General features: G+C 71.5%; 16 protein-coding genes and 1 tRNA gene. 5 read left to right on the top strand and 12 right to left on the bottom strand.

Annotated elements, in window-relative coordinates:
• The first annotated feature begins 68 nt into the window (after positions 1 to 68).
• Positions 69 to 142: transfer RNA gene (locus ACZ47G_RS33520), tRNA-Asp, on the top strand.
• Between the two features lie 336 nt (positions 143 to 478).
• Here the strand turns inward: ACZ47G_RS33520 and bldC are convergent.
• The gene (gene bldC / locus ACZ47G_RS33515; protein ID WP_014137253.1) at positions 479 to 685 is read right to left on the bottom strand and encodes a developmental transcriptional regulator BldC; all 207 of its coding nucleotides are present in this window, start codon (positions 683 to 685) and stop codon (positions 479 to 481) included.
• 487 nt (positions 686 to 1,172) lie between these two features.
• Entirely contained in the window at positions 1,173 to 2,087 is a 915-nt protein-coding gene (locus ACZ47G_RS33510; protein WP_465749256.1) for a DUF8083 family protein, read from the bottom strand.
• A gap of 206 nt (positions 2,088 to 2,293) precedes the next feature.
• Between ACZ47G_RS33510 and ACZ47G_RS33505 the strand changes: the two genes are divergently transcribed.
• Positions 2,294 to 3,451, top strand: a complete 1,158-nt coding sequence (locus tag ACZ47G_RS33505) for a Glu/Leu/Phe/Val dehydrogenase dimerization domain-containing protein (RefSeq protein ID WP_465749254.1) — start codon at positions 2,294 to 2,296, stop codon at positions 3,449 to 3,451.
• Between the two features lie 383 nt (positions 3,452 to 3,834).
• Entirely contained in the window at positions 3,835 to 4,092 is a 258-nt protein-coding gene (locus ACZ47G_RS33500; protein WP_380463500.1) for a DUF3073 domain-containing protein, read from the top strand.
• Positions 4,093 to 4,294: 202 nt separating this feature from the next.
• On the opposite strand, the gene purM is transcribed toward ACZ47G_RS33500, so the two are convergent.
• From purM to ACZ47G_RS33485, 3 genes are all read right to left on the bottom strand, one after another.
• Positions 4,295 to 5,380: a phosphoribosylformylglycinamidine cyclo-ligase gene (gene purM, locus ACZ47G_RS33495; RefSeq protein WP_380459343.1), complete on the bottom strand. Its 1,086-nt coding sequence runs from the start codon at positions 5,378 to 5,380 to the stop codon at positions 4,295 to 4,297.
• 98 nt (positions 5,381 to 5,478) lie between these two features.
• Positions 5,479 to 7,062: an amidophosphoribosyltransferase gene (gene purF / locus ACZ47G_RS33490; protein WP_380459341.1), complete on the bottom strand. Its 1,584-nt coding sequence runs from the start codon at positions 7,060 to 7,062 to the stop codon at positions 5,479 to 5,481.
• A gap of 240 nt (positions 7,063 to 7,302) precedes the next feature.
• Complete coding sequence (locus tag ACZ47G_RS33485) at positions 7,303 to 8,151, bottom strand: diacylglycerol kinase catalytic domain-containing protein (protein ID WP_465749251.1); 849 nt, start codon at positions 8,149 to 8,151, stop codon at positions 7,303 to 7,305.
• Positions 8,152 to 8,277: 126 nt separating this feature from the next.
• On the opposite strand from ACZ47G_RS33485, the gene ACZ47G_RS33480 reads away from it, so the two are divergent.
• Positions 8,278 to 9,561, top strand: coding sequence for an adenylosuccinate synthase (locus tag ACZ47G_RS33480; RefSeq protein WP_380459335.1), 1,284 nt, complete (start codon positions 8,278 to 8,280; stop codon positions 9,559 to 9,561).
• 140 nt (positions 9,562 to 9,701) lie between these two features.
• Complete coding sequence (locus tag ACZ47G_RS33475; protein ID WP_465749249.1) at positions 9,702 to 10,304, top strand: GNAT family N-acetyltransferase; 603 nt, start codon at positions 9,702 to 9,704, stop codon at positions 10,302 to 10,304.
• A gap of 51 nt (positions 10,305 to 10,355) precedes the next feature.
• Here the strand turns inward: ACZ47G_RS33475 and ACZ47G_RS33470 are convergent, their stop codons facing one another.
• The 7 genes from ACZ47G_RS33470 to ACZ47G_RS33440 all read right to left on the bottom strand — a co-directional run bounded on the left by ACZ47G_RS33470 (position 10,356) and on the right by ACZ47G_RS33440 (position 15,495).
• Entirely contained in the window at positions 10,356 to 10,619 is a 264-nt protein-coding gene (locus ACZ47G_RS33470; protein WP_465749247.1) for an acyl-CoA carboxylase epsilon subunit, read from the bottom strand.
• An 87-nt stretch (positions 10,620 to 10,706) separates the two neighbouring features.
• Positions 10,707 to 11,816, bottom strand: a complete 1,110-nt coding sequence (locus ACZ47G_RS33465) for a class I SAM-dependent methyltransferase (RefSeq protein WP_465749245.1) — start codon at positions 11,814 to 11,816, stop codon at positions 10,707 to 10,709.
• Positions 11,817 to 11,862: 46 nt separating this feature from the next.
• The gene (gene fabG, locus ACZ47G_RS33460; RefSeq protein WP_465749243.1) at positions 11,863 to 12,603 is read right to left on the bottom strand and encodes a 3-oxoacyl-ACP reductase FabG; all 741 of its coding nucleotides are present in this window, start codon (positions 12,601 to 12,603) and stop codon (positions 11,863 to 11,865) included.
• Positions 12,600 to 13,634: a beta-ketoacyl synthase N-terminal-like domain-containing protein gene (locus tag ACZ47G_RS33455; RefSeq protein ID WP_465749241.1), complete on the bottom strand. Its 1,035-nt coding sequence runs from the start codon at positions 13,632 to 13,634 to the stop codon at positions 12,600 to 12,602. The genes fabG and ACZ47G_RS33455 overlap by 4 nt, the downstream gene beginning before the upstream one ends.
• A 64-nt stretch (positions 13,635 to 13,698) precedes the next feature.
• On the bottom strand, positions 13,699 to 14,931 hold the full coding sequence (locus ACZ47G_RS33450; RefSeq protein ID WP_465749239.1) for a beta-ketoacyl-[acyl-carrier-protein] synthase family protein: 1,233 nt from the start codon (positions 14,929 to 14,931) through the stop codon (positions 13,699 to 13,701).
• Between the two features lie 73 nt (positions 14,932 to 15,004).
• A complete protein-coding gene (locus tag ACZ47G_RS33445; protein ID WP_380459318.1) occupies positions 15,005 to 15,253 on the bottom strand; it encodes an acyl carrier protein in 249 nt (82 codons plus the stop codon).
• Positions 15,254 to 15,288: 35 nt separating this feature from the next.
• Positions 15,289 to 15,495 carry an MbtH family protein gene (locus ACZ47G_RS33440; protein ID WP_030289532.1) on the bottom strand — a complete coding sequence of 69 codons (207 nt, stop codon included), beginning with the start codon at positions 15,493 to 15,495 and terminating at the stop codon, positions 15,289 to 15,291.
• Positions 15,496 to 15,551 lie beyond the last annotated feature (56 nt).

Here is a 15,551-nt window from a genome sequence, read left to right as displayed (position 1 = left end):
GCCCACCATGGGCTAGAGTCTGTCTTGTTCGCAGCGCGGCAAGCGAGTGAACGAGATCAGAACACTCTGGTCCTGTGGAGCAGTTGGTTAGCTCGCCACCCTGTCAAGGTGGAGGTCGCGGGTTCAAGTCCCGTCAGGATCGCCGCAGTGCGAGAGGCCCGGAACCGTCAGGTTCCGGGCCTCTCGCTTTTGACCGTCCGTCCGCTACCTCGGACCAGGCCCGGACCACAAGTGACGGACCGTGTGACCGTCGTCACCTGAACCCTCCGGGAATCACCCCCGAAACGCCCCGTTCCGTACGGCACTAATTTAATATGTAAAATTGTACTTCTATTCACTGTAAATCCCCCCCACCCCACGAGCACCAAATCGTTATCCGGAGTTAAACATTCCGAGCGTCGACAGGCATGACAAAGGGGCTGCCGACCGGACCCGGCGGAGTCCGGTTAGCAGCCCCTTCGAAAGAGCCTTTGGCCTATCAGGCCTCAGTGCGCTGAGCGGGAATCCCGGCCAGCAGTGCGCGCACCTCCGCCTCACGGTAACGACGGTGACCACCGAGCGTGCGGATCGACGTCAGCTTGCCCGCCTTGGCCCAGCGGGTGACCGTCTTCGGGTCAACGCGGAACATGGTGGCAACTTCCGCCGGCGTCAGCAGCGGTTCAGCATCAGGGGTACGAGCGGTCATGAGCGGCCTCCTCGGGAGAACCGAACCAGGGCGGTTCTATCCTTCAAATTCTGCACCTTGGCCCGCGATGCCCGAAATGGCATAGACGGGCCGAGTCGGTTATAGGACGAACGGCTTGTCCTGGTGTCTACAACTACACCATCCGTCCAGCCCTATCGACCAAACCGCCAAAATTGACCCCTCACGGGTTCAAGGCCGACGGATGGCGATGGACCACCCCATAACGGACAGTCACTCGATAGTGACGTCCGGTTACGAGGGGACCAGACCCTCCGTTTCCCCGCAAAGCACGCATCGACTCCAGAACCACCCAAAAGTGGGCATGCTCACGTGAAGTTGGGCTGGTTGTCCCATTTTTGCACATAGGGGTTAGTTCGCGTCAACGGTGAGTAGTGTCACGTTCGACAGCTATTGACCCGAACCGGGACCTTGGTCGGCGCCGTTGCGGACCAAAGACCTCTGACAGTCATACACGGGCGGTCGGACGTCAGTTCGCGTGCCGCAACGCCAGCACCCGCCGCCACCGCCCCGTCAGTTCCCCGTACGCGCGGAGCGCGCCGTCGGTGTCCCCGGCCCGCAGGGCGCGCAGCCCCTCCTCCAGCTCCCCCGCCGAACGGTCCGCCAACAGCCGCTCCGGCCCCAGCAGATGCACCAGACCCCCGTAGTCCAACTCCACCAGCGAACGCGGGTGGAACTCCTCCAGCCAGCGCCCGACCTGCTCCGCCCCGCGCACCAGCTCCCCGTCCGGCACCGCCTCGCGCAGCGCCCGGTAGGCCCGCGCCACCCGGCGCCGGGCCTGGGCCATCGGCACCAGGTAGAACAGCGCCGCCGGCCTCCCCCGCTCCCCCTCCTCCTCCCGTCCTCCCCCTCCGGTGCCCGCTCCCCCCGGAACGAAGCACCGGTCCTCGTCCCCGAACGGCAGGAACCAGCGCACCGGCACCTCCCACCGGCTGGTGAGGATCCACGGCCGGGCGTCCGGGTGCCCGACCCGCCAGCGCTCCCGGTCCGCCTCGGCGGCCGCCCGGGTCACCGGCGGCAGCGCGGTGTCCAGCAGCGCCACCGGAGCCCCCGCCCGCAGCTCCTCCAGCGCCTGCCAACTGCGCAGCCTGGTCGCCCACGGGCACACGTACAGTACGCCGTCGACGGTCCGCAGGTACGCCCGCCCGCTCTCCTGCTCCGGCAGCGCCCGGGGCGTGCGGGCGGCCAACTCCACCAGGGCCTCCCGCTGCTCCTCCAGCGCCGCCTCCGCGACCGACTGCTCCGCCACCGCCGCGTCCGGCCCGTGCTCGGCCGCGTAGGCCTGCCAGCGCGCCCGCTCGGGCTCCGGATAGGCCGCCAGCGGCTCGTAGACCCGCAGGTGGGCGGCGTAGGGCGGCAGTACGGAAGTGCGTACGACGGTCACGTCCTGCATGGTCGCACGAGCCGCGCGGGCCCGGGAGGGCGCGACCCCGAACCGTTCGCGCCCGCACCGCGGGGCCCTTCCCGTCTCACCCTTCGGACAACCGGCACAAGCTCGGACAAGACGGCTGATCGGCGGCTCCGGCGCGACTACGCTTCGCCCCAGACGCCCGCACCACAGCAGCGGGCCGCGATACTGGAGTCACCACAGTGACCGACGTACAGACCCCCGCCACGCACCCCGCACCCGGCGTGCTCAGCAGGATCTTCCGCACCGAGCAGGACGGCGCCCCCGGCGACGGCCACGAGCAGGTCGTCCTCTGCCACGACCGCAGCTCCGGGCTCAAGGCGATCATCGCCATCCACTCCACCGCGCTCGGCCCCGCCCTCGGCGGCACCCGCTTCTTCCCGTACGCCTCCGAGGAGGCGGCCCTGGAGGACGCGCTGAACCTGTCCCGCGGCATGTCCTACAAGAACGCGCTGGCCGGGCTCGACCTCGGCGGCGGCAAGGCCGTCATCATCGGCGACCCGAACAAGGACAAGAACGAGGCGATGCTCCGGGCCTACGGCCGCTTCGTGGAGTCGCTGCGCGGCCGCTACATCACCGCCTGCGACGTGGGCACCTACGTCCAGGACATGGACGTCATCGCGCGCGAGACCGAGTTCGTGACCGGCCGCTCGCCCGAGCACGGCGGCGCCGGCGACTCGTCCATCCTCACCGCCTTCGGCGTCTTCCAGGGCATGCGCGCCAGCGCCCAGGCCCGCTGGGGCCAGCCCACCCTGCGCGGCAAGCGGGTCGGCGTCGCGGGCGTCGGCAAGGTCGGCCACTACCTGGTCGGCCACCTGGTCGCGGACGGCGCCACCGTCGTCGTCACCGACCCCTTCGAGGCCGCCGTCAACCGGGTGCGCGCCGCCCACCCGGAGGTGGAGGTGGTCGCCGACACCACCGCCCTGCTCCAGGCCAAGCTGGACGTCTACGCCCCCTGCGCCCTCGGCGGCGCGCTGACCGACCCCGTGGTCGCGGCGCTCGGCGAGTCCGGCACCTCGATCGTCTGCGGCGCGGCCAACAACCAGCTGGCCCACCCGGGCGTCGAGAAGGACCTGGCCGACCGCGGCATCCTCTACGCCCCCGACTACCTGGTGAACTCCGGCGGCGTGATCCAGGTCGCCGACGAGATCGACGGCTTCAACTTCGAGCGGGCCAAGAACAAGGCCACCAAGATCTTCGACACCACCCTGGAGATCTTCACCCGGGCCGCCTCCGACGGCATCCCGCCGGCGGTCGCCGCCGACCGCCTGGCCGAGAAGCGGATGCGCGAGATCAGCGCCCTGCGCACGGTGCTGCTGCCGGGCAGCCGCCGCGGCTGATCGCGGTCGCTCCGCCGACCCGGTGCGCGGGGGGCCGTCACCTCCGGCCCCCCGCGCATCACGATGTGGAACCGGATTCTCACTTCTCCGCCCGAACGGGTGATCCGAGGTCCCCCTTGGGGGGATAATCAGTCCTGGAACGACGGACCACGAACACCTCGGGACAGCGTGCAAAACGCCGCAAAACCTCCCCTGACCTGGGAAGACCTGGTCGCGGGTGCAGTCGGTGCGCGCCACGTCACACTGACGACGTACCGTCCAGCGGCGGAAACAGGTACCGTTAATGCTCCAAGGGACGGTCCTCCCATTCGGGCAGGCCGGACCTGATCATGAACACGTGTCAGACTCGGGGCCGTGAGCCCCATCGTTGAGGGGGTCGACCCATGGGGCGCGGCCGGGCCAAGGCCAAGCAGACGAAGGTCGCCCGCGAGCTGAAGTACAACAGCGGCGGGTTCGACGCTAACCGTCTGTCCAACGAGCTGGGCGTATCGCCGTCCACCGCTTCGATCGACCCCGAGCCGATCGAGGAGGAAGAGGACGACGACCCGTACGCGGAGTACGCCGCCCGCTACGCCGACCTCGACGACGAGGACGACACCGGGCCGGGCACCGGGCCGTCGCAGGCCTCCCGCCGCTCGTAACCACAGCTTCGCCGGACCGGTCCTGACGCCCCTGGGCGCCGGACCGGTCTTCGGCGTTCCCCCGGGCGGGCCGGGACGGCTTGCGCGCCGTTCCGGGCCGGGCCGGGTCGGTCGGCCGGCCGGCCGGCGGCCGTGAACGCCCAGGACGTGCGAGAGGGCCCCTCCGGTGCGCCGGAGGGGCCCTCTCGCGTCCGCGGGCCGGTCAGCCCGCGGTGAAGCCCTCGTAGGCGTTGTACAGGGCCGCGCCGGCCTCGTGCTCGTCGGTGCGCTCCACGATGTCGCCGAGCAGCCAGGCCTCGACGCCGCGGTCCTCCAGGATCGACAGCACCGCGTCCACCGAGTGCGGCGGGACGACGGCGACCATGCCGACGCCCATGTTGAGCGTCTTCTCCAGCTCCAGGGTGGCCACCCGGCCGACCTCGGCGACGGTCCGGAAGACCGGCAGCGGGGTCCAGGTGCCGCGGTCCAGGCGGGCGTGCAGGCCGTCCGGGACGACCCGGGCCAGGTTGGCCGCCAGGCCGCCGCCGGTGACGTGCGAGAAGGCGTGCACCTCGGTCGCGCGGGTCAGCGCCAGGCAGTCCAGCGAGTAGATCCGGGTCGGCTCCAGCAGCTCCTCGCCGAGGGTGCGGCCGAACTCCTCGACCTTGCGGTCCAGCTTCCAGCCGGCCTCGTTCAGCAGCACGTGGCGGACCAGCGAGTAGCCGTTGGAGTGCAGGCCGGAGGCGGCCATCGCGATCACCACGTCGCCGGCCCGGACCCGCTCGGAGCCCAGCAGCGCGTCGGCCTCGACCACACCGGTGCCGGCGCCCGCGACGTCGTACTCGTCCGGGCCGAGCAGGCCCGGGTGCTCGGCGGTCTCGCCGCCCACCAGGGCGCAGCCGGCCAGCGCGCAGCCCTCGGCGATGCCCTTGACGATCGAGGCGACCCGCTCCGGGACGACCTTGCCGACGCAGATGTAGTCGGTCATGAACAGCGGCTCGGCGCCGCACACCACGATGTCGTCCACGACCATGCCGACCAGGTCGTGGCCGATGGTGTCGTGCTTGTCCATGGCGGCCGCGATGGCCACCTTGGTCCCCACCCCGTCGGTGGCCGAAGCCAGCAGCGGCCGCTCGTAGTTCTTGAAGGCGGACACGTCGAAGAGGCCGGCGAAGCCGCCGAGACCGCCGACCACCTCGGGGCGGTTGGCCTTCTTCACCCACTGCTTCATGAGCTCGACGGCGCGGTCGCCCGCCTCGATGTCGACACCGGCGGCGGCGTAGGTGGCACCGTTCTGGTTCGTGGTCACTGCGTGCGGCCCTTTCGGGTCAGGGTGGGGGCGGTTCGTTACAGCAAGGGGGTGGAACGGCGGAGGGGCCCCGGTTCGCGGGACCCCACCGTGCGTTCCTACGGGCGGCGCAGCGCGTCGGCCGCGCCCGCCCCGCCGAGCAGCGACTGGACGCCGTCCAGGTCGCTGCCGCTGGTCGGCTTGCCGCGGACGGCGGGCTGCTGCCGGCCGCCCTTGATCTCGGCCTCCAGCAGGAGCTTGCCGAGCAGCGCCGGGTCCGGCAGCTCCATCGGGTACTCGCCGTCGAAGCAGGCCCGGCAGAGCTTGTCCTTGGGCTGCTTGGTGGCCTCGATCATGCCGTCGATCGAGATGTAGGAGAGCGAGTCCGCCCCGAGGGTGCGGCCGATCTCCTCGATGGTCATGCCGTTGGCGATCAGCTCCGCGCGGGTGGCGAAGTCGATGCCGAAGAAGCAGGGCCACTTCACCGGCGGCGAGGAGATCCGGATGTGCACCTCGGCGGCGCCCGCCTCGCGGAGCATCTTCACCAGCGCGCGCTGGGTGTTGCCGCGGACGATCGAGTCGTCCACGACCACCAGGCGCTTGCCGGCGATGACCTCGCGCAGCGGGTTCAGCTTGAGCCGGATGCCGAGCTGGCGGATCGTCTGGCTGGGCTGGATGAAGGTGCGGCCCACGTAGGCGTTCTTCACCAGGCCGGAGCCGTACGGGATGCCGCTGGCCTCGGCGTAGCCGATCGCGGCGGGGGTGCCGGACTCGGGCGTGGCTATCACCAGGTCGGCCTCGACGGGCGCCTCCTCGGCCAACCGACGGCCCATCTCCACCCGGGAGAGGTGCACGTTGCGGCCGGCGATGGAGGTGTCGGGGCGGGCCAGGTAGACGTACTCGAAGACGCAGCCCTTGGGCTTGGCCTCGGCGAACCGCGAGCTGCGCATGCCGTTCTCGTCGATGGCGATCAGCTCGCCCGGCTCGACCTCGCGGATGAAGGAGGCGCCGCAGATGTCCAGCGCCGCCGTCTCGGAGGCGACCACCCAGCCGCGCTCCAGCCGGCCGAGCACCAGCGGGCGGATGCCCTGGGGGTCGCGGGCGGCGTAGAGGGTGTGCTCGTCCATGAAGACGAGCGAGAAGGCGCCCTTGACCTTGGGCAGCACGACCTTGGCCGTCTCCTCGATGGAGAGGTCCGGGTGGCCGGCCAGCAGGGCGGTCACCAGGTCGGTGTCGTTGGTCGCGGCGGTCCGGCCGGAGCGCGATACGTGCTCCTCGCCGGGCAGTTCGGCGACCATGGCCGCCAGTTCGGCGGTATTCACCAGGTTTCCGTTGTGCCCGAGGGCCAGCGAACCGTGCACGGTCGCCCGGAAGGTCGGCTGGGCGTTCTCCCAGACCGAGGAACCGGTGGTCGAGTAGCGGGCGTGTCCGACGGCGATATGCCCGTGCAACGACCCCAGCGAGGCCTCGTCGAAGACCTGGGAGACGAGCCCCATGTCCTTGAAGACGAGAATCTGGGAGCCGTTGCTCACTGCGATGCCCGCGGATTCCTGACCGCGGTGCTGCAGGGCGTAAAGGCCGAAGAACGTGAGCTTGGCGACCTCCTCGCCGGGAGCCCAGACACCGAAGACGCCGCAAGCGTCCTGGGGGCCTTTCTCACCGGGAAGAAGATCGTGGTTGAGTCTTCCGTCACCACGTGGCACGCCTTCGAGTCTAGGGCAGTTGACCAGGGCTTCCGGAACCCGGGAGGTCCGGTTCGGACCGGGATCGCGGAGTAACGCGCGTAGACAAAACCCCTTACGGGGCCGGGAATTCGGGTGGGGGAATTCCGGCGGACGGCGGTTGGCCTTGTGGTTCGCGCCCGTTGGGGCTTTCCGTGTGCGGAACGGTGATCGGCGGGCGGCCCCGAACGTGAGCCTGCTCACCCGTCGTTCACCCGGCGGTCACGCCGCGGGCAGCAGCAGGCCCCAGGCGCCCGGGTGGACCGTCCAGGTGCGGGCGCGGACCGGGCCCACCGGGTGACCGTCCGCCTCGTAGCCGAAGCCGCGCCCGACCACCGAGACGCTCGCCGCGCGCGCCCGCACCGGCGCGCCCGGGCCGCGGACCACCACCTCCAGCACGCCCGCGCCGGCCGCGTCCCCGGCGCCCGGGAGGAAGACCTGCACCAGCCGGACCGGGCGGTGCACGTCGGCCAGCAGCCGGCCGTCCGCCTCGACCCGGACCCGGGGGCTGTGGTCGACGGGCTCCGGGGTGAGTGCGTTCGCCTGCTCGGCCGCAGCCAATTTCGCCCATAGCGAACGCCAGCCACCCGGACGGCCCCCCAGCCGGCGCCCGCCGCCACCGATGATCCGCACCCCGCCCAGCGCCACCCCGCCGCCGTCGTCCACCAGCAGGTCGAACGTGCGCGGCGCACCCGACAGCACCGCCCGCGCCGCCCGTACCGGCTCCCCCGGCACGCCGAGCGCGCGGGCCGTCGCCAGCTCCTCCGCCCGGCCGACCGGAACCATCCCCACCGGATCGGCACCCAGCTCACGCTGCCGGTGCAGGGCCTGCAGCACCCGCTGCAGCGCCAGGTCGGACCCGATCACCACCGGTCTCCGCCGACCCCGGTGCGAAAGCATCCGGTCGAGTTCGAACTGGCTCTCCGGATAGGCCACCTTGACGTCCGCGCCCCCGCACAACACGTCCTTCGCGATCCGCACCGACTCCCCGTCGGTCTGCCGGGCCACCGGGTCGAGCAGCAGCAGAAGGGGCTCGGGACCGCCGGTAGCAGGCGTGGACAGGGACGACACGACCGGTCCTTCCTCAGGTAATCTCTCGGTGCAAGAGCCCCTTGCGCCATTGCGCCAGGGGCTTCGTCTATCTCGGGGCAGACTGCGGCCTACGCAGGATGCCCCAACCGGAAGGGGTGTACGCCTGTGCCGGCACTCGTGCTCGTTGGCGCTCAGTGGGGGGACGAGGGCAAGGGGAAGGCCACCGACCTCCTCGGCGGCTCCGTCGACTACGTCGTCCGCTACCAGGGCGGCAACAACGCCGGTCACACGGTGGTCATCGGCGACCAGAAGTACGCCCTGCACCTGCTCCCCTCCGGCATCCTCAGCCCGAACGTCACGCCGGTCATCGGCAACGGCGTCGTGATCGACCCGGGCGTGCTGCTCTCCGAGCTCAACGGCCTGAACGAGCGCGGCATCGACACCTCGAAGCTGCTGGTCTCGGGCAACGCCCACCTGATCACCCCGTACCACCGGACCATCGACAAGGTCGCCGAGCGCTTCCTCGGCAAGCGCCGGATCGGCACCACCGGCCGCGGCATCGGCCCGACCTACGCGGACAAGATCAACCGCGTCGGCATCCGGGTCCAGGACCTGTTCGACGAGTCGATCCTGCGCCAGAAGATCGAGGCGGCGCTGCACGACAAGAACCAGATCCTGGTCAAGCTCTACAACCGCCGCGCCATCCCGGCCGACCTGGTGGTCGAGGAGTACCTGGGCTACGCGGAGAAGATCAAGCCCTTCCTCGCCGACACCACCCTCGTCCTGGACGAGGCCCTCAAGGCGAACAAGGTCGTCCTGCTGGAGGGCGGCCAGGGCACCCTGCTCGACGTCGACCACGGCACGTACCCCTTCGTGACCTCGTCGAACCCGACCGCGGGCGGCGCCTGCACCGGCGCCGGCATCGGCCCGACCAAGATCGACCGAGTCATCGGCATCCTCAAGGCCTACACCACCCGCGTCGGCTCCGGCCCGTTCCCGACCGAGCTGCTCGACGAGGACGGCGAGGCACTGCGCCGCATCGGCGGCGAGCGCGGCGTCACCACCGGCCGCGACCGGCGCTGCGGCTGGTTCGACGCCGTCATCGCGCGCTACGCGACCCGGGTCAACGGCCTCACCGACTTCTTCCTCACCAAGCTCGACGTGCTGACCGGCTGGGAGCAGATCCCGGTCTGCGTCGCGTACGAGATCGACGGCCGCCGGGTCGAGGAACTCCCGTACAACCAGTCCGACTTCCACCACGCCAAGCCGATCTACGAGACGCTGCCGGGCTGGACCGAGGACATCAGCAAGGCGAAGACCTTCGCCGAGCTGCCGAAGAACGCCCAGGCCTACGTGAAGGCGCTGGAGGAGATGTCGGGCGCGCCGATCTCCGCCATCGGCGTCGGCCCGGGCCGGGACGAGACGATCCAGATCAACTCGTTCATCTGATCGCTCACCGGACCGCTCTCCACGAAGGGCCCCGCGGGACGCACCGTCCCGCGGGGCCCTTCGTTCTGCGCCACGTCGGGAGTATTGAACTAGTGCATATATGCATTGCCTCTAGTGCAGAGTCGCGCTACGTTCTGGGCATGACCGCAAAGCAGCCCGCACCCGTCACCCTCACCGGCCGGCACATCCGCCTGGAGCCGCTGGAGCACCGGCACACCGCCGACCTCTGGGCCACCGTCGGCCCCGACCCCGAGGTCTGGCGCTGGACCATGTCCCTCCCGCCCGCCACCGAGGAGGACCTCGGCCGGGACCTCGACGCCCGCATCGCCGAGGCCGCCACCGGCGAGTGCGTCTACTTCGCCGCCGTCGACCTCGCCACCGGCACCGCCGTCGGCATCACCGGCTACCACGACATCAGCACCCGGAACGAGTCCGTCGAGATCGGCGCCACCTTCTACGGCCGCTCCTACTGGCGCACCGCCGTCAACACCGAGGCCAAGCTGCTGCTGCTCACCCACGCCTTCGAGGACCTCGGCATGGGCCGGGTCTACTGGAAGACCGACGCCGACAACGAGCGCTCCCGCAACGCCGTCCTGCGCCTCGGCGCCCAGTTCGAGGGCGTCCACCGGCGGCACCGCCTCCGGCCCACCGGCACCTGGCGCGACACCGCCTACTTCTCGATGCTCGCCGACGAGTGGCCCGCCGCCAAGTCCCGCCTCACCGAGCGCCTCTCCCGCGGCTGACCGGCCGGCCCCGGTGGCCCCGGTCGGGGGGCGGGGCCGACGGGGGTGGGGTCAGGCGACGATCTGCCAGGACGTGGTGGGCACGGGGGGCCGGAGCGAGACGTCGTGCCAGCGGACGGTGCGGCGGGCGGGGCGGGGCGCCGGGGCGGCGGCACCGCGGGCTCTTCGCAGGAGCAGCACGGTGAGGGCGGCGATCTCCTCGGGGGTCAGGTCGGTCCGGTCGGTGCGGAAGAGGGCGGGCCGGTCGGGCCGGACGTGCTGGACGTGCTGGACGTGCTGGATGGGCTGGATGGGCTGGTCGGGCCGGTCGGGCATCTGGGCCTCCTGGTGCGGGAACCCCGACGGCCCCGACGCGGTGCGTCGGGGCCGTCGAGGGGGGTTGGCGGCGCTGGGGTCGGGGCGTCAGGCGTGCTTGACGAGCAGCAGGCGGTGCATCGGGGTGTCCAGCAGGGCGACCCGGCGCAGGCCCGCGTCGGCCAGCCACTGGTCGTAGTCGTGGACGGTGAAGGCGTCACCGCCGCCGGTGGCGAGCATGGACGCGGCGAACAGCCGGAAGAAGCGGTTCTGGGTGTTCCCGTCGGTGCTGTCCTCGTCGACGATGTGGTCGGCGATCGCGATCACACCGTCCTCGGTGAGCGCCTTGGCCGAGCGGAGCAGCAGCTCGCGGGCCGACTCGGGGGTCTGCAGGTGGAAGATGTTGACGAACAGGGCGACGTCGACGCCGGTACCCCAGTCGTCCGCCCAGAAGTCGACGACCTCCGGGTTGAAGCGCTCGGCGACCCCGAGGCGGTGGGCCTGGGCGTTGGCGATCGGGATGATCCGCTCGGCGTCCAGGGCCCGGGCGTTGAGGCCGCTGAACTCCTGGAGCAGCAGCTGGCTGTAGATGCCGGTGCCGCAGCCGACGTCGAGCAGGGTGCGGCCGGTGCCGTCGGTCCAGCCCTGCTCGCGCAGCGCGGTGGCGAGGGTGGCGGCGATCGGCGGCGCCCAGAAGTTGATGCCGCGGACCAGGGAGGTGTAGTCCTCCTCGGAGATCTGGTTGAGCTGCTGGGAGCCCTCGGAGTTGCGGGCGCCGGTGCGGACGTTGGTGGCCAGGTTGCGCCAGGCGCCCCAGGCCACGTTGCGGTCGTGCCGGATCTTGCCGACCAGGCTGTACAGGCCCTCGGGGGCGAAGATGTCGTGCATCTCCGGTGGCAGGGTGTAGACCGCCTGGCCGTCCGCCGCGCGGCTGCGCTCGACCACGTCGTAGGCGGCCAGGCCGTCCAGCAGGACGCGGGTGGCGCGCAGGTCGGTGCCGAGGCGGGTGGACAGCTCGCCGGCCGTGGCCGGGCCGCCGATCAGGGCGGTGAAGGCGCCGAGGTCGTGGGCGGCCTCGATGACACCGGTGGCCCAGATGCCGATGAGGTGCTCGTACATCCGGTGGGCGGCGCTGACACCGCTGCCGCGGCCGGGGAGCAGCTCGGTGTCGACCAGCGGGGTGTGGTTGTCGAAGGTGCGCACGGCGGGGATGGTCATGGTCGTATCTCCTAGTCGAAGTTGACGGTGCGTCTGGTGCGTCTGGTCACAGGACGATTCCGCCGTCGATCTGCAGGACCGAGCCGGTGAGGTAGGCGGACTGCGGGCCCGCCAGGAAGGCGACCGAGTCGGCCACCTCGTCCGCCGTGCCGAAACGGCCGAGCGGGATGTGCTTGAGTGCGTCGGTGCGCTGGTTGTCGGTGAGCACCGAGGTCATGTCGGTCTCGATCATTCCGGGGGCGACCGCGTTGACCCGGACCCCGTACCGGCCGACCTCCTTGGCCAGGGCGCGTGTGAGCGCGATGATGCCGGCCTTGGAGGCCGCGTAGTTGCTCTGGCCGGGGTTGCCGTAGACGCCGGAGACCGAGGACAGGGTGATGATCGAGCCGCCGCGGCGCTTGACCATCGGGAAGGCCACCGCGCGGCACAGGTTGGCGGTGCCGTTCAGGTTGGTGTCGGTGACGGACCGCCAGTCCTCGTCGGCCATCAGCAGCAGGGGCTTGTCCCGGGTGATGCCGGCGCTGGCGATGGCGACGGTGATCGGGCCGAGCTCCTCCTCGGTGCGGGTGACCCAGGCCCGGACCGCGGCGGCGTCGGTGACGTCGACCTTCACGGCCAGGACGCCGACGCCGAGGGCGTCGAGTTCCTTGGCCAGGAGGTCCGCGGCCTGCTGGTCGGACTGGTAGCAGAAGCTGATCGCGTAGCCCTCGGCGGCCAGGCGCAGGGCCGCCGCCTTGCCGATGCCGCGGGAGCCGCCGCTGATCAGGGCGATGCCCGGGGTGCTCATCGGCCACCGCCGGTGAGGCGCAGGACGGCGCAGGCGGCCAGGCCCTGGTGGTCGAGCGAGGCGATCACGGCGAGGCGGCCGGCGGCCGCGGGGTCGTGCTCGGCCAGGGACAGGACGGTGGTGAGGGAGAAGACGGTGCCCGCGGAGCCGGTGTCACCGAGGAGTTCAGCCGTGCGGATCCGGCTGACGGCCTCGGTGCCGACCAGTTCGGCGAGTTGTGCCTCGGCCGGCTGCCCGGTGACGGCCGCGGCCCAGACCTGGTCGGGCGTCGCGTCGGCCTGGGCGAGGGCGTCGCGGACGGTGGCGGCCAGGGCCGCCTGCGGGTCGTCGTCGACGTCCAACCGGACGTCCAGGGCCAGCAGTTCGGCCAGCACCCGGCGGCCGGTCGGCAGCGTCCGCGCGGTCTCCACCAACAGCACAGCACTGCCCTCGCCGGTCGGCTGGTCGTGGTCGCCGGCCAGCCACTCGCGGGCCTCGGACTGCTCCTCCACCGCGCCGACCACGGCGCGTTCGGCGCGGCCGGCCGCCAGCAGGCGGCGGGCGTAGCCGAGGGCGAGCAGGCCGCCGGCGGCGCCGCCGGCCAGGGTGGTGTTGGGGCCCTTGAGGTCGAAGCGGATGGCGGTGGCCGCGGCCGGGCCGTTCATCAGCACGTTGGGCATCAGCTGGGCGGGCACGTCGTAGGGCTTGTCGCCCTCGAAGGAGGCCCGGCTGAACCCGGCGGCGCTCTGGGCGCTGCCGAGGGTGGTGCCGAGGACGAGGGCGGTGCCGCCGCCGGTGGCGATCGGGCTCTGCGCGGCCTCGGCCTCCCCGAGGAGTTCACGGACGGCGGTGACGACCAGGCCGGTGGCCCGGTCGAAGGTGCGGGTGCCGGCCTTGCCCAGCACCTTGCGGGTGTCGAAGTCGGGTACCTCGTGGGCCGGTTCCCCCCGGCCGACCCCGGCCGCGAACGCGTCGCGGCCGAGGCCGAACGGGGAGACGGCGGACCACGCGGTGATCAGCGGCCGGTCCCGGTGGATCGTGGTCGCGCTCATGCGCCCGCCTCACTTCGCTCGGCAGGGGCATTCGCCCACGCGCGCCTCTCAATGATTCGCTCGCTCATCGGCTGGGCTCCTCCTCATGGCGCCCCAGGACGACGGAGGCGTTGTTGCCGCCGAAGGCCAGTCCGTTGTTGACCACCACCCGGAGGTCCGCGGGGACGGAGTGGTTGGGCACGCAGTCGATCTGGCACTGGGGGTCGGTGGTGCGGTGGTTGACGGTGGGCGGGACGAACCCGTGGGTCAGCGCGAGCGCCGAGGCGGCCGCGCCGAGCGCGCTCGCCGCGCCCATCGAGTGGCCGAGCATCGCCTTGAGGGCGACGGTGCGCGGCGGGGTGTCGCCGAAGACCTCGCGGATCGCGCGGGTCTCGGTGATGTCGTTGGTGGGGGTGCCGGTGCCGTGGGCGGAGACGAGGTCCACCTCGGCCGCCTTGACCCCGGCGTCGGCGAGCGCCAGCTCCATGCAGCGGGCGACGCTCGCCTGGTCGGGCGCGGTCGGGTGGTGGGCGTCGCAGTTGAGCCCGTAGCCGAGCAGTTCGGCGTAGATCCGGGCGCCGCGGCGCTTGGCGGACTCCAGCGTCTCCAGGACGAGCACCCCCGCGCCCTCGGCCGTGAGCAGCCCCTCGCGGTCGGCGTCGAACGGACGGCAGACGTCGGAGGAGACCAGGCCGAGCCGGCTGAACCCGGCGAAGGTGCGGCGGCAGATCGCGTCCGCGCCGCCGACGACGGCGATGTCCGCCTCGCCGGTGCGCACCGCGTCGAAGCCGTCGCCGATCGCGTAGTTGCCGGCCGCGCAGGCGGTGCCGAGGACGGCCGGGACGACCCGGGGGAGCCGCAGCTCCCGGGCGATCGCCAGGGCCAGCTGGTGGGCCGGCAGGCGGCCGGCCACCAGCTGGTCGGCCGGGTGCTCCGGCCCCTTCGCGACGGACTCCGCCATCAGCTTGTCCAGCTCGGGGGCCTCACCGTCGGTGGTGCCGATGGTGATCTGGGCGCGCAGTCCGGCGAGCTCCTGCTCGTCGAGGCCGGCGTCCTGGACGGCCATCCGGGCCGCCGCGACGGCGAACTGGGTGGCGCGGCCGAGCTGTTCGACGTCGAGGCGGCGGATCCACCGCTCCGGCTCGAAGCCGTCGACCTCGTGGCCGTTGGTGCGCAGGAAGCCCGTGGTGTCGAAGCTGGTGATCGGACCGGCGCCGCAGCGGCCCTCGCGCAGGGCCGAGGTGAACTCCTCGACGCCGTTGCCGATGCTCGACAGGACGCCGATGCCGGTCACCACCACGCGCTGCGGCTCGCTCATGCTTCCACCTCGCTACGCTCGGCAGGGGCATTCGCCCATGCGCACCTTTCGATGACTCGCCCGCTGCGCTCGCTCATCGGGCGGTCGCCCGGGAGAGGACCTCCAGCACGGCGGCCAGGTTGACCATGTTGGGCAGCTCCTCCTGGGGGATGGTGACGTGGAACTCCTTCTCCAGGCGGGCCAGGACCTCGATGGCGTTCAGCGAGTCGGCGCCGTAGTGGTCGATGAAGTGGTCGGTGAGGGTCAGCTCGTCGAGCTCGAGGTCGAGGCAGTCGGCGACGATCTCGCGGACCTTGGGCTCGTTGATGGCGACGGTGCTCATGGGGTGCTCCAGAGGTGTGTTGGGTGAGTCGGTGCTCAGGCGGTGGCGTCGATCAGGCTCTGCGGGCGAAGGTCGGTCCAGGTGCGCTCGATGTGGTCCAGCGCCTCCTGCCGGGTGCTGGCGCCCTTGACGGTCCGCCAGCCGGCCGGGACCTCGGCGAAGGCGGGCCAGAGGCTGTGCTGGTTCTCGTGGTTGGCGAGGACGAGGAAGGTGCCCTGCTCGTCGTCGAACGGATTGCTCATGATTTCTCGGTCCTTTCGGAGTTCCCGGAAATCGTCCGGTTTCGGGCGCAGTGCCC

The sequence above is a fragment of the Kitasatospora sp. NPDC030952 genome (genome assembly GCF_055571335.1).
This window is presented reverse-complemented; position numbering and strand designations above follow the sequence as displayed.

Coding starts and splice junctions, on each gene's coding strand:
- ACZ47G_RS33455 (WP_465749241.1), bottom strand. CDS start 13,634: ATGAGCGCGACCACGATCCACCGGGACCGGCCGCTGATCACCGCGTGG.
- fabG (WP_465749243.1), bottom strand. CDS start 12,603: ATGAGCACCCCGGGCATCGCCCTGATCAGCGGCGGCTCCCGCGGCATC.
- ACZ47G_RS33465 (WP_465749245.1), bottom strand. CDS start 11,816: ATGACCATCCCCGCCGTGCGCACCTTCGACAACCACACCCCGCTGGTC.
- ACZ47G_RS33445 (WP_380459318.1), bottom strand. CDS start 15,253: ATGAGCACCGTCGCCATCAACGAGCCCAAGGTCCGCGAGATCGTCGCC.
- ACZ47G_RS33440 (WP_030289532.1), bottom strand. CDS start 15,495: ATGAGCAATCCGTTCGACGACGAGCAGGGCACCTTCCTCGTCCTCGCC.
- ACZ47G_RS33450 (WP_465749239.1), bottom strand. CDS start 14,931: ATGAGCGAGCCGCAGCGCGTGGTGGTGACCGGCATCGGCGTCCTGTCG.
- ACZ47G_RS33470 (WP_465749247.1), bottom strand. CDS start 10,619: ATGCCCGACCGGCCCGACCAGCCCATCCAGCCCATCCAGCACGTCCAG.
- ACZ47G_RS33475 (WP_465749249.1), top strand. CDS start 9,702: ATGACCGCAAAGCAGCCCGCACCCGTCACCCTCACCGGCCGGCACATC.
- bldC (WP_014137253.1), bottom strand. CDS start 685: ATGACCGCTCGTACCCCTGATGCTGAACCGCTGCTGACGCCGGCGGAA.
- ACZ47G_RS33500 (WP_380463500.1), top strand. CDS start 3,835: ATGGGGCGCGGCCGGGCCAAGGCCAAGCAGACGAAGGTCGCCCGCGAG.